We start from the raw sequence: 19,032 nt of genomic DNA, 5'->3' as shown, positions 1-19,032 counted from the left end.
CGAGTCATGTTGGCTTCGAGGGGATTCCGCATGTCTGCTAGCCGTAGATCCGTCAGTCGTAGGTCCGTCCTGGCCGCGAGCGCGGCCGCGCCCGTCGTGGGGGCGCTCGTCGCGCCCCCGGCCCGCGCCGCCGAGGGCCGCGCGGGGAGCGTCGGCCGCCGCACCGTGGAGCTCGCCGACGGCTGGCGCTTCGCGCTGGTCAGCCCGGACGGCATCACCGACCCCACCGGCGCGTACGCCGACGCCGAGCGGCCCGGCTACGACGACGCGAAGTGGCGGAAGGTCGCGGTCCCGCACGACTGGTCCATCGAGCGGACACCCACCACCGAGCACAACACGACGAGCGGCACGGGCTTCCTGCCCGGCGGACTCGGCTGGTACCGCAAGACGTTCACGGTGCCGAAGGCGTACGCGGGCAAGCGGGTCTCCGTCGAGTTCGACGGTGTCTACATGGACGCCAACGTCTACGTGAACGGCGAACTCGTCACCCACCACCCCTACGGCTACACCGGGTTCGCCCACGACATCACCGACCTGCTGCACATCGACGGCGCCACCCCCAATCTCCTCGCCGTCGAGGTCCGCAACCGCCTGCCCAGCAGCCGCTGGTACTCCGGCAGCGGCATCTACCGCAGGGCCCGCCTCGTCGTCACCGAACCGGTGCACGTCCAGCGCTGGGGCACATTCGTCACCACGCCCGACCTCGCGGACACCCTGAAGAAGGGCTACGCCACCGTCGACGTGCGCACCACCGTCGCCAACGCCTCGGGCACCGCCCGCGACGTGACGGTCCTCTCCACGGTCCGCGACGCCAAGGGGCGCCGCGTGGCACGCACCGAGTCGACCCTCGCGGGAGTCGACAAGGACGGCAAGACCGACCGTGTCCAACTCCGGCTCACCGAACCGGAGTTGTGGTCCATCGAGGCTCCGGGGAACCGCTACACGCTCGTCACCGACCTGCGCGTCGACGGCCGCACCGTCGACACCTACCGCACCCGCTTCGGCCTGCGGCACGCCACCTTCGACCCCGACGAAGGCCTCTCGCTCAACGGTACGCACACGAAGATCAAGGGCGTGGACCTGCACCACGACCTCGGCGCGCTCGGCGCCGCCGTGCAACCCGACGCCGTCCGACGCCAGTTGACCATCATGAAGTCCATGGGCGTCAACGCCCTGCGCACCTCGCACAACCCGCCCGCGCCCGAGGTCATCGAGGCCTGCGAGGACCTCGGCCTGATCATGCTCGTCGAGGCCTTCGACTGCTGGCGCACCGGCAAGAACACCTACGACTACGGCCGCTTCTTCGACGAGCACTCCGACGCCGACATCGCCGAGATGGTGCGCGCCGCCCGCAACTCCCCGGCCGTCCTCATGTGGTCCATCGGCAACGAGATCCCCGACTCCACCCGCACCGAGGGCATCGCCATGGCGGAGCGCCTCATCGCCGACGTCAAGGAACTCGACGGCACCCGGCCGGTCGTCATCGGCTCCGACAAGTACCGCTCGCTGCCCGCCGTGGGCTCACCCGCCGACAAGATCGTCGCGGGGCTCGACGGCCTCGGCCTCAACTACAACACCGCGGCGTCCGTCGACGCGCTGCACAAGCGCTACCCGCACCTGTTCCTCTTCGAGTCCGAGTCCTCCTCCGAGACATCGAGCCGCGGCACGTACCAGGAGCCGCAACACCTCAACACGGGCGAGAACCACACACCCGGCAAGCGCGCCACCTCCTCCTACGACAACAACCTCGCCTCCTGGACCATGAGCGGCGAGTACGGCCTGAAGAAGGACCGCGACCGGCGCTTCTTCGCCGGCGAGTTCCTGTGGTCGGGCATCGACTACATCGGCGAACCCACCCCGTACGACGTGTTCCCGGTGAAGGCGTCGTTCTTCGGCGCGGTCGACACGGCCGGCTTCCCGAAGGACATGTACCACCTCTTCCGCAGCCAGTGGGTCGACGAGCCGATGGTGCATCTGCTGCCCATGGACTGGACGACGTACGAAGACGGCGCGGAGGTGGAGGTGTGGGCGTACGCGAACGTCGCCGAGGTCGAGCTGTACCTCAACGGCCGTTCCCTGGGCGTGCGTTCCTTCGACCAGAAGAAGACCGTCGACGGCCGCCCGTACCTGGAGACCACGGAGGCCACCCACGACGACAAGACCGTCACGTCCGGCCCCTATCCCGGCAGCTACACCTCGCCGAACGGCAGCGCGGGCAAGCTGCACCTGACGTGGAAGGTGCCCTTCGCGGCCGGTGAGCTGAAGGCCGTCGCGCGGCGCGGCGGCAAGACGGTGGCGACGGACGTGCTGCGTACGGCGGGGGCCCCGCACGCCGTACGCCTGACGGCGGACCGGAAGTCGCTCGCGGCGGACGGGCGGGCCCTCGCGTTCGTCACGGCGGAGGTCGTCGACGCGAAGGGCACCGTCGTCCCCGACGCCGCCCGGCTGCTCGAATTCACCGTCAAGGGCGGCCACTTGGCGGGCGTCGACAACGGCCAGCAGGAGTCCGCCGAGCGCTACCAGGCCAGTACCCGCACCACGTTCCACGGGCTCGCGCTCGCGATCGTGCGCGCCGGCACCGAACCCGGCGGTCTCACCGTCACCGCGCGCGCGGACGGGCTGCGGCAGGGCACGACGACGCTGCGCGTCACGGGCCCGGCGGGGGAGCCGGTCACCCCGGCCGAGCCCTTCGCCCCCGACCCGGGTCCGGGTGCCCCCAAGTACCCGCACGCCGACGCCAGTTACTCGGGTGCCACGAAGACCCTCCCCGCCGCGATGCTCGACGGCGACCCGGCCACCCAGTGGTCCAACGCGTTCGACAAGGCCGCCACCGCCCTGCTGCCCGCCTTCAACGGGGCACGCCCCGAGGACTGGGTGTCGGTGACATGGGCGGAGGAACGGCAGGTGGGCCGCGTCGAGGCCTCCTTCACGGTCGACGCCACCCACTCCCTGCCCGCCGCGATCGAGGTGGCGGTCGGGGACGGCGACACGTACACGGTCGTGGACGACGCCGACATCGCCTGGGCCGAGGCCTCCGGCGAGCCCACCGTCATCACCTTCGACGCGGCACGCGGACGCTCGCTGCGCCTGAGACTGACCAGCCGCGCGCCCGGCAAGGTCACCGGGGCCTTCGGCATCAGCGCCCTGGACGTGGCGCAGTCGTGACACCCCCGCACGGCACCGATGAGCCGCTCCCCGCGTAGGAGGCGTGGGCGTCACCCGGCGTGGAGCACGGCCACGCCCAGCGGGCCGAGCGTGAACGCCTCGCCCTTCGCGTGGCGTGTGCCGGTGAGAAGGTCGGTGGCGGTGGCGTGCGCCGTCAACTCCACTGCCGCGCGGCCATGGTTGAGGACGAACTCCACGCGCGTGCCGTCCGGCGCGACGCGCGTCGCCGACTCCACGTCGCGGTGGTCCGCGTAGGGGCCGATCAGGTCGTGGCGGGCGAGCACGGCACGCACCACCCGGTCCGTACCGGCGGCGTCCAGGTGCGTGGCGACGTACCAGGCCTCCCCGTCGCCGAAGCGGTTGCGGGTGACGGCGGGGGTGCCCGCGTAGAAGTCCGCCGTGTAGCGGGCCACGGGCTCGGCGCCCCGCGGGAGCACGAGCTCGAAGACCAGGCTCCCCTCGCCGCCCCCGTCGAGCGGGTTCGTGACCCCGGCCGGACGCGCGTCCCACTCGTCGACGCGTACCCCCATGAGGCGCCCCAGCGGGCCCGGCGCGTCGGTGGGGAACGCGCGGTCGTGCTCGTCGCAGCGCCCCGAGAGGAAGGTGGTCAGGACCGTGCCGCCGCGCTCCGCCACCGCCTCCAGGCGTGCGGCCAGACCGCCCTTCACCAGATGCAGGGCGGGAGCCAGCACCACGTCGTACGCCGACAGGTCCGCCGTCACCGGGACGACGTCCACGTCCGCGCCCGCCGCCCTTGCCGCACCGTAGTAGCCGTGCACGACGTCGAGGTACTTCACGAGCCGTGACGGGCCGTCCGAGATCTCCAGCGACCACCAGCTGTCCCAGTCGAAGAGCAGCGCGGTGCGGGCCGGTGTGCTCGCGCCGACCGTGACAGGACCGAGTGCCCGCAACTCGGCTCCCAGCGCGGCGACTTCACCGAATACGCGGGTGTCGTCGCGGCCCGCGTGTCCGATCACCGCACCGAAGAACTTCTCGCACGCCCCGCGCGAGGCCCGCATCTGGAAGTAGAGCGCCGCGTCCGCGCCGTGCGCCACCGCCTGCCACGTCGCGAGCCGCAACTCGCCGGGCCGGCGCAACGGATTGACGTCGCGGCACGCCGTCGCGCCGGGCGCCTGCTCCATCAGCCAGAACGGGGCGCCGTCCTTCAGACCGCGCATGAGGTCGTGGCCGAGCGCCGCCACCGTCGGCGGGGCGTCCAGCGGCGGATAGCTGTCCCAGGACGCGAAGTCGAGGTGCGGCGCCCACCGGTGGTAGTCCAACGGGCGGTAGGCGCCCATGAAGTTGGTGGTGACCGGGGTGGCCGGGTCGTGCGCGCGGACCGCCTCCTTCTCCGCCACGAAGCAGCCGAGCAGTGCGTCCGTCATGAAGCGCAGGTAGTCGAGTGTGATGCCCTGGAAGGCGGTGTGGTCGGGCCCGCGCCAGTGTTCGGTGAGCGCGTTCGGCGGCTCGATCTGCGACCAGTCCGTGAAGCGGTGCGACCAGAACGTCGTGCACCAGGCGTCGTTCAGCGCGTCGAGGCTGTCGTGTCGCTCGCGCAGCCAGGCGCGGAACGCCTCCGCGCACCGCTCGCAGTAACAGGCGCCTCCGTACTCGTTGTTGATGTGCCAGGCCAGCAGGGCAGGGTGGTGCGCGTAGCGCTCGGCCAGACGCGAGGCGAGCGCGGTCGACAGGCGCCGGTAGAGCTGTGAGCTCGGGCAGAAGTTGTGGCGCTGGCCGTACGCGTGCCGGCGGCCCTCGAAGTCGGTGCGGTTGACCTCCGGGTGGGCTTTCGCCAGCCAGGGCGGAACGGCCGCCGTGCCGGTGGCGAGGACGATACGGCGACCGTCGGCCGCCGCCCGGTCCAGGACGGCGTCGAGCACCGTGAAGTCGTAGGTGTCCGGGGCGGGTTGGGTCAGGGACCAGCTGAAGACGCCGACGGTCAGCGTGTCGATCCCGGCCCGCGTGAAGAGCCGGTGGTCCTCGTCCCACACCTCCTGCGGCCACTGCTCGGGGTTGTAGTCACCGCCGTAGAGGATCTTGTCAGTGTGTGTGGGCCTCATGCCGTGAACTCCTCCCGGGTCTCGGCGATCACCGAGCGAAATCCGTGCAGCAGGGACAGCAGCAGGGGAGCGGCGAGCAGGGCCGCCAGCGCCTCGGTGCCGAGCAGCGTCAGGCCCCCGGCGAGGACCAGCAACGAGGCGGTGGCGAGCGAGGCCTTCGGCCGGTGCAGCAGGAAGTACGCGGCGAGCCGGGCGACGTCCTGGGAGCGGAACGCGAACAGCGAGCCGAGCACGAGCGCGTGCCCGCCCCACAGCAGCGACACCGCGCCGATCACCACGAGCAGCCCCGCCCACCAGTTGGGCACCCCGGCCGCCGGGAAGTGGGTCAGCGAGAAGCCGATCACGGTCAGCCAGGCGAGGAGTGGCACCCACAGCCGCAGGACGGCCCCCGCGTTCAGTCGCCATCCGCGCCAGTACGTGCGGGCGGGCCGCAGCTCCGTGAGTTCCCGGCCGCGCCGGTGCAGCGCGTACAGGGCGGCGGACAGGGCGGGCCCGAGCGGCACCAGGCACAGGGCGAGCAGCGGCAGGTTCGAGGGGGCCGTACCGAGCAGGAACACCCCGGCCAGGCCGGGCGAGGCCGCCGCCAGGAGCATCGCCTCCACGGTGAGCAGCGTGTGGACGAGCGCCGCGGCGCGCGAGAGGGGGCCTGCGCCGAAGCCGTCGCGCGCCACGGCGGCGGCCCCTCGCCCGGCCACTGCCGTCACCCGTTCTCCTTCTCGAAGCGGTCGGCGGCCTTGTTGTGCAGGTCGACGAGTTGTTGCAGGTTCTTCGCCTTCAACTCCGTCAGGAAGTCGTCCCACTGCGCCATGGGACGCTTGCTGAGCACGAACTTGAGCGTGTTCTGGATCGTGTGGTCCTTGAGCGGGGTGTCCCAGAGCGTGGCCTGTTCCTGTTCGGCGGAGCGCAGCGGGTGCGCGGGGCCGATCGGCAGCTCCTGCCGCTGCGCCATCCCGTCCTGGAACTTCTTCTCGTCGGCGCTGAAGTTCGAGGAGACGAGCTCCCAGCTGCCGCCGTAGGTGAAGACCCCGTTGAAGAAGCCGAAGTCCTTCTGGAGGTCCTTCGGCGCGTCCGGGTCGGAGCCCATGAGCGTGATGCCGTCCTTGAGCTTGTACGTGCCGCCGGACTTCGTGAACGTGACGCCTTCGACGCCCCACTTGCAGAGCTCCTGGCCGTCGTCCGAGTACCAGAGCCAGTCGACGAACTGCATCATCGCGACGAAGGTGTCCGCATCGAGCGCCTTGCTGGAGACCATCACGCCGTTCTCCAGGCGGGAGCCGCTGTTCACCACGGGTCCCGCCGGGCCGAGCGGCACGGGCACCATCTCGATCTTCGCGCCCTTGACCTGCTTCTTCAGGTTGTAGCGGTAGTTCTGCACCAGCTCCTGCGGGTTGGCGCTGATGACGTACGACTTCTCGGCGAGCAGCTTCTGCACGGCCTGGTCGTCCTGCTGCGTGAAGGCCTCCGGGTCGAGCAGCTTCTCCGCGACCAGCTTGCGCAGATACTCGACCATGCCCCGGTAGCCGTCCTGCGAGGCGGTCGAGACGAACTTCTTCGCCTTGCCGTCGTAACTGATGTTGTCGTACGACCAGCCGGCCCGCACTCCGTACGCCTGGCCGAGGTACTGGAACAACGCGCCGCACGGGAAGGGGGTGTTGGTGCTCCAGCGGTCCGTCATCGGGTACTTGGAGGGGTACTCGTCCTTGAGCGCCTTCAGGACGTCGTACACCTCGTCCCAGGTGGTCGGCAGGGAGAGGCCGTGTTTGTCGAGGACGTCCGTGCGCAGGGACAGCGAGTAGCCGGACCTGACCCTCTCGTGCAGGCCCGGCAGCAGGTAGTACTTGCCGTCGGACTGGCGGATGGAGTCGATCTCCGGCTCAAGGCCCCACTTCTTCACCTTGGCCCGGAAGTTGGGCATCAGGTCGACGTAGTCGCTGACCGGGAGGATCGCGCCGGACGAGACGAACGCGACCTCGGAGGGGTGGTACGTCTTCGGGATCAGGAACGGCGCGTCCCCCGAGCCGATCAGTACGCCGCGCTTCTTCTCGTAGTCCGCGAGCGGCACGTCGACGGGCTTGAGGGTGACTCTCGTGCGCTTGGTGAGCTCCTTCCAGAACAGCCAGCCGTCCTTGGTCGGATAGACCGGGTTGTTGTTGTGCAGCATCGAGAAGGAGAGCGCCTCTGTGGCCCTGAACTGTTGGCCGGCTTTGTACTCCTTCATGGCGCCGTCCTGCTTCTTCGCCAGGTCCTTGCTGTCCGTGCCGTCGTCGCCGCTGCCGCAGGACGTGAGCGTCGCGAGGCCGACGAAGCCGGCGGCGGCGAGCAGCTGGCGCCGTGAGAGCTGACCGCGGTTCTTCACTTGAACTCCCGTGAGAAGTGGGTGAGATGGAGCGGTCAGCCCTTGACCGCGCCGAGCATGACGCCCTTGACGAAGTAGCGCTGGACGAACGGGTACACGCAGAGGATCGGCAGCGCGGTGAGCACGATGGTCACCGACTGGATGTTGGCGCCGACCTGGCTGAGCTGCTCCGTGGCGGCTCCGGCGTTCGAGCCACCCGTGGCGCCCAGGATCATGTTGCGCAGATACACGGTGACCGGCATCAGGTCCGCCCGGTCCAGGTACAGGAACGCGCTGAACCACGAGTTCCAGAACGACACCGAGTAGAAGAGCACCATCGTCGCCACCACCGCCTTCGACAGCGGCAGCACGATGCGCAGCAGAATCCCGTACGTGCTCAGGCCGTCGATCTGCGCGGCCTCCTCCAGGTCGCTCGGCAGGCTCTCGAAGAACGCCTTCATCACGAGCAGGTTGAAGACACTGATCGCGTTGGGCAGGGCGATCGCCCAGATGCTGTTCTTCAGGCCGAGGCTGGTGATCAGGACGTAGTTCGGGATGAGACCGCCGGTGAAGAACATGGTGAACACGGCGATGCCGATGAGCGCGGTGCGGCCGCGCAGCTGCCGCTTGGACAGGACGTAGGCGTAGCAGGTGGTGAGCACCATGGCGACGGCCGTCGACACCACCGTGTACAGGACGGTGTTGCCGTAGTTGCGCCAGAACATCGAGTCCTGGAAGACCAGCTTGTACGTGGTCAGGTTGACCCCGCGCGGCCACAGCGTGACCTCGCCCGCGCGGATCTGCCGCTCGCCGCTGAAGGAGCGGGCGATGATGTTGACGAACGGGTACAGGGTCACGGCGACGACGAGGGTGAGGACGACGGCGTTCGCGCGCCGGAAGACGCGGTCGCCCCTCGTGGGGCGGTCGGCGCTCACCACAGGCTGGTCCCCACCGTGCGGCGCGACAGCTGGTTCGACGTGGTGATCAGGACGAGCCCGATGACCGCCTCGAACAGGCCGATCGCGGCGGCGTAGCTGAAGCTGCTCGACTCGACACCGGTCCGGTAGACGTACGTGGAGATCACGTCGGAGGTCTGGTACGTCAGCGGGTTGTAGAGGAGCAGGACCTTCTCGAAGCCGACCGCCATGAACGTGCCGATGTTGAGGATCAGGAGAGTGATCATGGTGGGGCGGATGCCCGGCAGGGTGACGTGCCAGGTCTGCCGCCAGCGGTTCGCGCCGTCGATCCGGGCCGCCTCGTACAGGTCCTCGTCGATCGTGGTGAGCGCGGCGAGATAGAGGATCGTGCCCCAGCCCGCCGTCTGCCAGATCTCCGAGCCCACGTAGAGCGTGCGGAACCACTCGGGTTCCTGGATGAAGCGGATCGGGTCGTGGCCCAGCAGGCCCAACAGATGGTTGATCGGCCCGTCGGTCGCGAGCATCTGCATCGTGATGCCGGCGACGATCACGATCGACAGGAAGTGCGGCAGATACGAGACCGACTGCACGAACCGCTTCAGCGCGTTGCGCCGCACCTCGTTGAGGAGCAGCGCGAGCACGATCGGAACCGGGAAGCAGAAGACGAGCGTCAGACCGCCCAGCCACAGCGTGTTCCGGAAGACCTGCCAGAACGTCGGGTCGGTGAGGAACATCTCGACGTAGCGGAGCCCCGCCCACTCCTCGCCGAGGATCGACCCGCCCGGCTCGAACCGGCGGAACGCGATCACGTTGCCGAGCATCGGGAGATAGCGGAACACCAGGAAGAACGCGATCGGCAGCACCGCGAGCGAGTACAACTGCCAGTCCCTGCGCAGCGCTTGGCGCCAGGTGCGGCGTCCCGACGGGGGCTTGCCTGGGCGCGGGCCGTGACCAGGTGGGTCGGGGGAGGCGCCGGTGCCGGGCGGAGCGCCCGTCATCGTGGAGGAACTCATTCAGGGCCTTTCGGTGCGCGGCTCAGCGGGGGCAGGGGAAAGGCATGACCGAGAAGTTTCGTGAATCTTCCGGTAACGTCGCCGCAACCTAGAGCCGCTCGTGCGACCTGTCAATGGGGCTTGACCGGCGCGAGGTCGGCGGCATGTCCTACGGTTCCCGGAGGGCATCCGGAGATCTTTCGGAAGCGTGTGTCGACGGAGGTGGGGAACGTGGCCGGGGATGGCGCTCAACGCAAGGCAGCCACGCGGGGCCCTGAGGGGCCGGCCAAGGTGACGATCACCGAGATCGCGCGGGAGGCGGGGGTGTCCGTGCCGACCGTCTCGCGGGTCGTCAACGGGCGCTCCGACGTCTCGCCCGGCACCCGGGCCCGCGTCGAGGACCTGCTGCACCGATACGGGTACCAGCGGCGGGCGCCCGCGCCCGGTGACCGGGCGGCCCTGCTCGACCTGGTCTTCAACGACCTGGACAGCCCGTGGGCCGTGGAGATCATCCGGGGAGTGGAGGAGGCCGCACACGAGGCCGGGGTGGGGACGGTCGTCTCCGCGATCCACGACCGGGCGGGCGACGCGCGGGAGTGGATGACCAACCTGCGGGCCCGTGCGTCGGACGGTGTGATCCTCGTGACCTCGGTGCTCGAACCGGGGCTCCGGGACGAACTGCGGCGGCTGCGCGTGCCGTTGGTGGTGATCGACCCGGCGGGCGCCCCCGTCACGGACGCGCCGACCGTCGGCGCCACCAACTGGGCGGGCGGGATGGCCGCCACCGAGCATCTGCTGGAGCTCGGGCACCGGCGCATCGGCTTCATCCAGGGGCCGCCGCGGCTGCTGTGTTCCCGGGCCCGGCTCGACGGCTACCGTGCCGCGCTCGACGTCGCGGGTGTGCCGGTCGAGGGCGAGCTGATCGTGCCCGGCGACTTCTACCACGCGTCAGGGTTCGCCGGCTGTCAGTGGCTGCTCGATCTCGACGAGCCGCCCACGGCGATCTTCGCCTCCAGCGATCAGATGGCGCTCGGCGCGATCGAGGCGCTGCGGCGGCGCGGGCTGCGCGTGCCCGAAGACCTGAGTGTCGTCGGCTTCGACGACCTTCCGGAAGTGCGCTGGTCGGCGCCGCCGCTCACCACGGTGCGCCAACCCCTGTCCGACATGGGGAAGTTGGCGGCCCGCACCGCGCTCGACCTGGCGCGTTCCGTGGAACCCGCGGCTCCACGCGTCGATCTCGCGACGGAGCTCGTGGTGCGGGCCAGCACGGCCGCGCCGCGGAGCGTGTAACTCCGCTACAGCACCCCTGGGGGTGTCAACGGCCTTTTTTGTTAAGGGCGTTGACACCCCTCTCTTGTGTCCGTAACTTCCGTGGCCATCTACCGATAGTTTTCGGATCTCTTCCGGAAGGTGCGCCATGTCGTCCTCCGCTCTACCCCGACGCCGCTTCCTCGGTATGGCCACCGTGGCCGGCCTCGGCACCGTCGTGCTCACGTCCTGCGGTGACTCGGACTCCGACTCGGGCGGCAAGGACGGCTCGGGCCGCACCGTCGTCGAGTGGTGGCACATCAGCACGACCGAACCGGCCAAGAGCCGGTGGAATGCGCAGGCGAAGGCCTTCGAGGCGAAGAACAAGGACGTACGCATCAAGGTCGTCTCCCTCGAGAACGACGCGTACAAGGCGAAGATCACCGCCCTGACCAGCTCCGGCAAGCTGCCGGACGTCTACCACACCTGGGGCGGCGGGGTCCTCAAGCAGCAGATCGACGCCGGGCTCGTCGAGGACCTCACGGACTCCGTGAAGTCCTGGATCGGCGACCTCGTCCCCGCCTCCCGCGATGCCTACGAGTTCGACGGGAAGACGTACGGCATCCCGAACGACATCGGCGCCGTCGGCTTCTGGTACAACAAGGCGCTCTTCAAGAAGGCCAAGATCGACGCGCCGCCCACCACGTGGGCCGACTTCCTCGACACCGTGCGCACGCTGAAGGGCGCGGGCATCACCCCGATCTCGCTCGGGGGCAAGGAGAAGTGGCCCGGCATGTACTACTGGGCCTACCTGGCGATGCGGCTCGCGGGCGTCGACGGCATGCAGAAGGCCGCCGACGCCAAGGACTTCACCGGCGCCCCCTTCGTCAAGGCCGGTGAGCACCTCAAGGGGCTCGTCGACCTGAAGCCGTTCCAGAAGGGCTTTCTCGGCGCCCCGTACTCCTCGCCCACCGGGCAGGCCGCCGTCATGGGCACCGGCAAGGCGGCGATGGAGCTGATGGGCCAGTGGGCGCCGCGCGAGCAGGCCGCCTCCGGCAAGGGGCTCGGCGACGACCTCGGCTTCTTCCCGTTCCCCGCCGTCGCGGGCGGCAAGGGCAAGGGCACCGACGTGTTCGGCGGTGGTGGCGGCTACGCGCTGCGCAAGGGCGCCCCCAAGGAGTCCGTCGACTTCCTGAAGTTCTTCGTCAGCCCCGAGTCCCTGCGCAAACTGGTCCCCGGCACCGGCATCATCCCGGTCAACAAGGAGGCCGAGAGCGCCCTGAAGGACCCCAACCTCAAGGCCGTCCTGGACATGCTCAACAACGCCACCGGCTTCCAGCTCTACCTCGACCAGGCCTACCCGCCCGCCGTCGGCCAGGAGGTCAACGACTCGGTGGCGGCCCTCATCGCCGGGTCCAAGTCCCCAGACCAGGTCACCCGCTCCATCACCCAGGTCGCCAAGAGCCAGTAAATGACGACTACTTCGACTCCGGTGGACGAGGCGCGCACGGCGATCGGCAAGGAACCGGGCGGCGCGGGCCAGAACCGGCGGCCGTTCGCGCGCCGCCTGCGGCACTGGCTGACCGCCTTCGTCTTCACCGTCCCCGCCCTCGTCCTGTTCCTCCTCCTCGTCCTCCTGCCGATCCTGTACGCGCTGTACGTCAGCCTGTTCAACTGGGGCGGCTTCGGCTCGCCCGAGGACTTCGTCGGCCTGGACAACTTCGGCAAGCTCCTCGACGACCCGGTGTTCCTCGGCGACCTGTGGCGCGGCGCGCTGCTCGTGCTGTTCTCCGTCGGGGTGCAGCTCCCGTTCGCCCTCGCCATGGCCGTGCTCCTCAACCAGAAGCTGCGCGGCCGGGCCATCTACCGGATGCTGTTCTTCGCCCCGTACGTCCTGTCCGAGGTCATCACCGGCGTCCTCTTCAGCATGATCTTCGCGCCCGGCGACGGGCTCGCGGACAAGGTGCTCGGCGCGATCGGCCTCGACGGGCTCGGCGGCGACTGGTTCGCCGGCCAGAACACCGTCCTGCCGACCCTGTTCCTCGTCATGACGTGGAAGTACTTCGGCTTCCACATGATGCTCTACCTGGCCGGACTCCAGGGCATCCCCGCCGAGTTGGGCGAGGCCGCCCTCATCGACGGCGCCGGGCCCTGGCAGCGCTTTCGGCACATCACGCTGCCGCTGCTCGGACCGACGATCCGGATGAGCGTCTTCCTGTCCGTCATCGGCGCCATCCAACTCTTCGACCTGGTGTGGGTGGTCACCCAGGGCGGCCCCGACCACCACTCCGAGACGATGGCCGTCACCCTCTTCCAGTTCGGCTTCAAGCGCTACCAGGTCGGCTACGCCAGCGCGATCAGCATCGCCATGTTCCTCATCAGCCTCGTCTTCGCCCTCGCCTACCAGCGCTTCGTGCTGCGCCGCGACACCGAAGGAGCCCTCACCACCATGCGAGGTGCCCGATGACCACCCCCGTGCTGCGCCGCCGACTGCGGTCCGTACCCCTGTACGTGACCGTGTGGGTGGTCGGGATCGTGATGGTGACACCCCTGCTGTACGCGCTCGTGTCGGGCTTCAAGTCCACCGACCAGCTCTCCGGCAACGCCTTCGGGCTGCCGTCCCCGTGGGTCACCTCCAACTACACCAAGCTGCTGGCCGACGGCGCGTTCTGGCGGGCCCTCGGGTCCTCGACCCTGATCGCGGTCGCGACGACCGTCCTGACCGTCGCGACGGCCGCGCTCGCCGCCTTCGCGCTCGCCCGATTCGCCTTCCGTGGGCGGGAGTTGCTGTTCACGCTCTTCACGATGGGCCTGATGTTCCCGTTCGCGGTGGCGATCCTGCCCCTGTTCATCCTGCTGCGCACCTTCGGGCTGCTCGACAATCCGTGGGGCGTGATCCTGCCGCAGGCCGCGTTCGGGCTGCCCATGACCATCGTCATCCTGCGCGGCTTCTTCCGGGCCATCCCCGGGGAGCTGGAGGAGGCGGCCACCCTCGACGGCTGCTCGCCCTTCGGGTTCTTCTGGCGGATCCTGCTGCCGATGGCCCGGCCCGCGCTCGGCACGGTCTCGGTGCTCGCCGTCGTCACCAGCTGGAACAACTTCCTGCTGCCCCTGCTCGTGTTCAGCGACTCCACCTGGTGGACGATCCCCGTCGGCGTCCAGCAGTTCCAGGGCCAGTACGGCACCGACATCGCGCGCGTCTTCGCGTACCTGGTCCTCGCCATGGTGCCCGCGCTCGCCTTCTACGCGGTCGCCGAACGGCAGCTGATCGGCGGCATCACCCTGGGCGCGACGAAGGGCTGACGCCCACGGTCCGTGCCGCCAACCCCAGCCCTCCGCACCGCACTTGAGGAGATCCATGGCTCAGCCCTGGCAGGACACCACCCTTCCCGCCCACATACGGGCGGCGGACCTGCTCGCCCGGATGACCGCCGAGGAGAAGACGGCGCAGTTGTCCAGCGTGTGGCTGGGCGCCTCCATCGGCTCCGACTCCGAGGCCGCCGTGGCGCCCGGACAGCACACCTACGCCGCCGAGAGCGCGGACCTCGACGCCCTCCTCCCGTACGGACTCGGCCACCTCACCCGCCCCTTCGGCACGGTCCCCGTCGACCCCACCGAAGGCGCCGCCCGCCTCGCCGCCCTGCAACGCCGCATCCGCGCGGGCAACCGCTTCGGGCTGCCCGCGCTCGCCCACGAGGAGTGCCTGACCGGCTTCGTGGCCTGGCAGGCCACCGTGTTCCCGACGCCGCTCGCCTGGGGCGCCACCTTCGACCCCGCCCTGATCACGGAGATGGCACGGGCGATCGGCGCCTCCATGGGCGCGGTCGGCATCCACCAGGGCCTCGCCCCGGTCCTCGACGTCGTACGCGACCCGCGCTGGGGCCGCACCGAGGAGTCGATCGGCGAGGACCCCTACCTCGTCGGCACCATCGGCACCGCCTACGTGCGCGGGCTCGAAGCCGCCGGGATCGTCGCCACGCTCAAGCACTTCGCCGGCTACTCGGCCTCGCGCGCCGCCCGCAACCACGCGCCCGCCCCGCTCGGGCCGCGCGAGCTGGCGGACGTGATCCTGCCGCCGTTCGAGATGGCGCTGCGCGAGGGCGGCGCCCGCTCCTTGATGGCCGCGTACAACGACATCGACGGCCTGCCCGCCCACGCGCACACAGGACTCCTCACCGGGTTGTTGCGCGAGGAGTGGGGGTTCGGCGGCACGGTGGTCTCCGACTACTTCGGCATCGCGTTCCTGGAGTCCGCCCACCGGGTCGCCGCGTCCGAGGCGGCGGCGGGCGGCATCGCGCTCGCGGCGGGCGTGGACGTCGAACTCCCGGCCGCCCACTGCTTCGCGACGGGCGAGGGCCTCCCGGAGGAACTGCTCGACCGGGCGGCACTGCGCGTCCTCACACAGAAGTGCGAACTGGGGCTGCTCGACCCCGAGGGCGAGCCGGAGTCCTCGGCCGAACCGGTCGACCTGAACCCGCCCCACATGCGGGAGTTGGCGGCCAAGGTGGCGCAGGAGTCCGTGGTCCTCCTCGCCAACGACTCGGGCCTGCTGCCGCTCCCGGAGGCCGGCGGACCGCGCATCGCCCTCGTGGGCCCCCTCGCCGACGAGCAGGCCGCGATGCTCGGCTGCTACACGTTCCCGCGCCACGTCGGCGTCAACCACCCCGAACTGACCACCGGCGTCGACATCCCGACCTTCGCGGAGGCGCTGCGCGCGGAACTGCCGGGCGCCCAGTTCGTGGACGACCCCGCGCACGCCGACGTCTGCCTGGCCGTGGTGGGGGACCGCTCGGGCCTGTTCGGGCGCGGCTCCTCGGGCGAGGGCTGCGACGCGGAAGACCTGGAACTTCCCTACGGACAGGGCGAGTTGCTCGACGAGACGCTCGGCTCCGGGGTGCCGACCGTCATCGTCGTCCTCAGCGGACGCCCCTACGCGCTCGGCCGCTGGGCGGACCGGGCGGCCGCCGTCGTCCAGGCCTTCTTCCCCGGGCAGGAGGGCGGCGCGGCGGTCGCGGGTGTGCTGTCCGGCCGCGTCGAACCGTCCGGCCGCCTCCCCGTCGGGGTGCCGCGCACCCCCGGCGGCCAGCCCGCCGCGTACCTCGCCCCGCCGCTCGGCCGGCACGGCGGCCCCAGCAATATCGACCCCACCGCGCTCTACCCGTTCGGCCACGGCCTCTCGTACACCACATTCGCCTGGGACGAACCGCGGTGCGAGGCGCCCGAGTTCGGCACCGACGGCGAGGTGTCGCTGAAGCTCACCGTGCGCAACACGGGCGAGCGGCCCGGCACCGAGGTCGTCCAGCTCTACCTCCACGACCCGGTCGGCACCGTCGCCCGCCCCGAGGCCCGGCTCGTCGGCTACGCCCGCGTCCCCCTCGACCCCGGCGCCTCGGCCGAGGTCCACGCCACGTTCCCCGCCGACCTCGCCGCGTACACCGGCGCCGACGGCCGCCGCGTCGTCGAACCCGGCGCCCTCGAACTCCGCGTCGCCGCCTCCAGCGAACACGTCCACCACACGGTGCCGCTCACCCTGACGGGGCCGGTGCGCGAGGTGGGCCACGACCGCCGGATGCGGTGCGAGCTGCGCGTCAAGTGACGTACTCAACCATCCGTGAAAACCGACCAGTTGAGGAGATCCGCCATGCGTACGACCCGCGTCAGATCCGTCGCCCTCGCCGCCGCGACGGCCTTACTTCTCGGCGGCCTCGCCGCCGCTCCCGCGGCGACCGCCGACAGCGGCAAGAAGCCCGGCGCCTCCGCGACCCTCCACGACCTCGCCCGGGCCCAGGGCCGCTACTTCGGCTCCGCCGTCGACAACCCCGAGCTCGACGACACCCCGTACGCCGACCTCCTCGGTACCGAGTTCGGCCAGACCACGCCCGGCAACGGCATGAAGTGGTACGCCACCGAACCGCAGCGCGGCGTCTTCGACTTCACCGCGGGCGACGAGATCGTCGACTACGCCCGCGCGAACGGCCTCAAGGTCCGCGGCCACACACTCCTGTGGCACAGCCAGCTGCCGGACTGGCTGACCTCCGGCACCTGGAGCGCCGACGAACTCCGCTCGATCCTCAAGAACCACATCACCACCGAGGTGAAGCACTACCGCGGCAAGGTCTTCGCCTGGGACGTCGCCAACGAGATCATGAACGAGGACGGCACGTACCGGGAGAACATCTTCTACAAGACCCTCGGTCCCGGTTACGTCGCCGACGCCCTGCGCTGGGCCCGTGCCGCCGACCCCAAGGTCAAGCTGTACCTCAACGACTACAACGTCGAGGGGACGGGCGCGAAGTCCGACGCCTACTACACGCTGATCAAGCAGCTCAAGGCCGACCGCGTCCCCATCGACGGCTTCGGCATGCAGGCCCACCTCGCCCTGCAGTACGGCTTCCCCCAGCAGATGCGGCAGAACATCAAGCGCTTCGCCGGCCTCGGCGTCGACGTCGCGATCACCGAGCTCGACATCCGCATGCTCCTCCCCGCCGACGCGACCGAACTGGCCCAACAGGCCGACTGGTACGGGCAGGTGACCGACGCGTGCCTTGCCGTGAAGCGCTGCGTCGGCATCACGCTGTGGGGCTACTCCGACCGGCACTCGTGGATCCCCGCGGTCTTCGACGGCGAGGGCGCGGCCCTGCCCTGGGACGAGAACCTCCAGCACAAGCCGGCCTACGACGCGATCCGCAAGGCCCTGACCGACTGACGGGTCAGCCCTCGGCCGTCACGCCGAGGCGCGCCTGCTCCTCCTCGACGATCCGGCGCGCGATCTCCGCGTCGGACACGTCGACGGCGTCCGGCGTCGCCTCGGCCATCGAGCTGCGCCGGGCGTACGCGTCGAACAGCCGGGACTTGTTGGCGAGTATCTTCACCAGGCGCTCGTCGACGCCGCCGGTGGCCAGGAGGCGGTGCACCCGCACCGATCTGACCTGGCCCATGCGGTGCGCACGCGCCACCGCCTGGTGCTCAAGGGTCGGCTTGATCTGCGGCTCACACAGGATCACCACCGAGGCGGCCTGGATGTTGAGCCCGACGCCACCGGCCTGGATCTGGGACACGAGGACGGCGGGCCCGGCCGTGTCCGCGAACTCATCGACGAGCAGCTGCCTGCGCGCGGGCGGAACGCTGCCGGTGAGCGGGCCGAACACCGGCCCGCCGACACGCGGTTCGGTGTCGAGGGCGCCCTGGACCGCGCCGAGCACGTCGCGGAAGTTGGAGAACACGACGACCTTCAGCCCGGCCTCCGCGGCGTCCCGGACGAGCTCGCGCAGCCGCTCCAGTTTGGCGGACTCCGCCGGGCGCGCGTAGGCCGCCCTGCGCATGGCCATGAAGTTGCCGGACGCGACGGCCTCCCGGTAGGCGGCCTCGTCCGCCGCGCTCAACTCCTCCCACTCGTCGGTGTGCTGGAGGCTGGGCAGCTCGGCCAGTACGTCGTCCTGGTTGCGCCGCAGATAGACGGGGGCGACCGCCGTGCGGAAGGCGACGGACCCGGCGAGGCCGTCCTCCTCGTCGAGCCGGTCCGCGAGCGCGGGATCCAGTACGCGCACGAGGTTGCGGAACTCGGCGACGCGGTTCTCCATCGGGGTGCCGGTCATGAACAGGACCCGCTCGCAGTGCTCCGCCCACTCGGCCACCGCCTGCGAGCGCAGCGTCTCCGGGTTCTTCACCGCGTGCGCCTCGTCGACGACGAGCATCCCCACCTCGCCGCCGCCGGGCGCCGGCAGGGTGCGCAGCGCGTCGTACGTCGTGACGGCGACGCCGCCCCGGCCCTTCCAGTCCGCGAAGGCCTCGGCCCGGTCGGAGCCGTGCACCGGCAGGACGCGCAGCGCGCTACGGGCCTCGATCTCCCGCGTCCAGTTCACGAGGACGCTCGCCGGGCAGACGACCATGAAGTGGCTCTGTCCCTCGGCGGCCAGGTGGGTCAGCGCGGCGATGGCCTGGACCGTCTTGCCGAGCCCCATCTCGTCGCCGAGCAGCGCGCGGCGCCGCGCGAGCGCGAAGCGGGCCCCGAACGCCTGGTAGCCGCGCAGCGACACCCGCAGCCGCGACTCGTCGAGCTGCTGTGTGCGCACCTGTTCGGCGATGTCGGTGGGCAGGAAACCCTCGGCGGCGTCCTTGTCGGGGGTGAGGCCGGAGATCTCGCCGAGCACGCTGTAGTACTCGGCGGAGCGCACCTCGAAGTCGACCCAGGCCGCCACGTCCGTCGCGGGCCCGCGCAGCAGGTCGACCGAGGCCTGTGCGAGCAGCGGCCGGGTGCCCGCCCGCTCGGCCTCCGCGACGAGGGCCCGCCACACTGTGCCCATGCCGCCACGGCC

Annotated in this window: 13 protein-coding genes; 7 read left to right on the top strand and 6 right to left on the bottom strand. The window is 70.5% G+C overall.

Features of this window, described 5'->3' with window-relative positions:
* Positions 1–30 precede the first annotated feature (30 nt).
* On the top strand, positions 31–3,165 hold the full coding sequence (locus OKJ99_RS27975; protein WP_326020465.1) for a glycoside hydrolase family 2 TIM barrel-domain containing protein: 3,135 nt from the start codon (positions 31–33) through the stop codon (positions 3,163–3,165).
* A 50-nt stretch (positions 3,166–3,215) separates the two neighbouring features.
* On the opposite strand, the gene OKJ99_RS27970 is transcribed toward OKJ99_RS27975, so the two are convergent.
* Genes OKJ99_RS27970 through OKJ99_RS27950 form a run of 5 tightly spaced genes read right to left on the bottom strand, consistent with a single transcriptional unit; the run spans position 3,216 to position 9,475 of the window.
* Positions 3,216–5,225 carry a beta-galactosidase gene (locus OKJ99_RS27970; protein WP_326020464.1) on the bottom strand — a complete coding sequence of 670 codons (2,010 nt, stop codon included), beginning with the start codon at positions 5,223–5,225 and terminating at the stop codon, positions 3,216–3,218.
* Positions 5,222–5,929: a hypothetical protein gene (locus tag OKJ99_RS27965; protein WP_326020463.1), complete on the bottom strand. Its 708-nt coding sequence runs from the start codon at positions 5,927–5,929 to the stop codon at positions 5,222–5,224. The genes OKJ99_RS27970 and OKJ99_RS27965 overlap by 4 nt, the downstream gene beginning before the upstream one ends.
* Entirely contained in the window at positions 5,926–7,581 is a 1,656-nt protein-coding gene (locus OKJ99_RS27960) for an ABC transporter substrate-binding protein (RefSeq protein ID WP_326020462.1), read from the bottom strand. Before OKJ99_RS27960 ends, OKJ99_RS27965 begins: the two co-directional genes overlap by 4 nt.
* A 35-nt stretch (positions 7,582–7,616) precedes the next feature.
* Complete coding sequence (locus OKJ99_RS27955; RefSeq protein WP_326020460.1) at positions 7,617–8,498, bottom strand: carbohydrate ABC transporter permease; 882 nt, start codon at positions 8,496–8,498, stop codon at positions 7,617–7,619.
* Positions 8,492–9,475 carry an ABC transporter permease gene (locus OKJ99_RS27950; RefSeq protein WP_407700779.1) on the bottom strand — a complete coding sequence of 328 codons (984 nt, stop codon included), beginning with the start codon at positions 9,473–9,475 and terminating at the stop codon, positions 8,492–8,494. The genes OKJ99_RS27955 and OKJ99_RS27950 overlap by 7 nt, the downstream gene beginning before the upstream one ends.
* 285 nt (positions 9,476–9,760) lie before the next feature.
* Between OKJ99_RS27950 and OKJ99_RS27945 the strand changes: the two genes are divergently transcribed.
* The 6 genes from OKJ99_RS27945 to OKJ99_RS27920 all read left to right on the top strand — a co-directional run bounded on the left by OKJ99_RS27945 (position 9,761) and on the right by OKJ99_RS27920 (position 17,423).
* Positions 9,761–10,759 carry a LacI family DNA-binding transcriptional regulator gene (locus OKJ99_RS27945; RefSeq protein WP_326020456.1) on the top strand — a complete coding sequence of 333 codons (999 nt, stop codon included), beginning with the start codon at positions 9,761–9,763 and terminating at the stop codon, positions 10,757–10,759.
* Positions 10,760–10,886: 127 nt separating this feature from the next.
* On the top strand, positions 10,887–12,188 hold the full coding sequence (locus tag OKJ99_RS27940) for an extracellular solute-binding protein (RefSeq protein ID WP_326020454.1): 1,302 nt from the start codon (positions 10,887–10,889) through the stop codon (positions 12,186–12,188).
* The gene (locus OKJ99_RS27935; RefSeq protein WP_326020452.1) at positions 12,189–13,184 is read left to right on the top strand and encodes a carbohydrate ABC transporter permease; all 996 of its coding nucleotides are present in this window, start codon (positions 12,189–12,191) and stop codon (positions 13,182–13,184) included. It abuts the gene before it with no gap.
* Positions 13,181–14,020, top strand: coding sequence for a carbohydrate ABC transporter permease (locus OKJ99_RS27930; RefSeq protein ID WP_326020450.1), 840 nt, complete (start codon positions 13,181–13,183; stop codon positions 14,018–14,020). Before OKJ99_RS27935 ends, OKJ99_RS27930 begins: the two co-directional genes overlap by 4 nt.
* A gap of 55 nt (positions 14,021–14,075) precedes the next feature.
* The gene (locus OKJ99_RS27925; RefSeq protein ID WP_326020448.1) at positions 14,076–16,313 is read left to right on the top strand and encodes a glycoside hydrolase family 3 N-terminal domain-containing protein; all 2,238 of its coding nucleotides are present in this window, start codon (positions 14,076–14,078) and stop codon (positions 16,311–16,313) included.
* Positions 16,314–16,358: 45 nt separating this feature from the next.
* Positions 16,359–17,423, top strand: a complete 1,065-nt coding sequence (locus OKJ99_RS27920) for an endo-1,4-beta-xylanase (RefSeq protein ID WP_326020446.1) — start codon at positions 16,359–16,361, stop codon at positions 17,421–17,423.
* Positions 17,424–17,427: 4 nt separating this feature from the next.
* Here the strand turns inward: OKJ99_RS27920 and OKJ99_RS27915 are convergent.
* On the bottom strand, positions 17,428–19,032 hold a 1,605-nt coding region (locus OKJ99_RS27915), incomplete at its 5' end, for a DEAD/DEAH box helicase (RefSeq protein WP_326020444.1).

Origin of the sequence: Streptomyces endophyticus (assembly GCF_035798155.1) — a bacterium.
Lineage (GTDB): Bacteria > Actinomycetota > Actinomycetes > Streptomycetales > Streptomycetaceae > Streptomyces > Streptomyces endophyticus.
The sequence above is the reverse complement of the archived record's forward strand: the minus strand, read 5'-3'. Positions and strand labels throughout refer to the sequence as shown.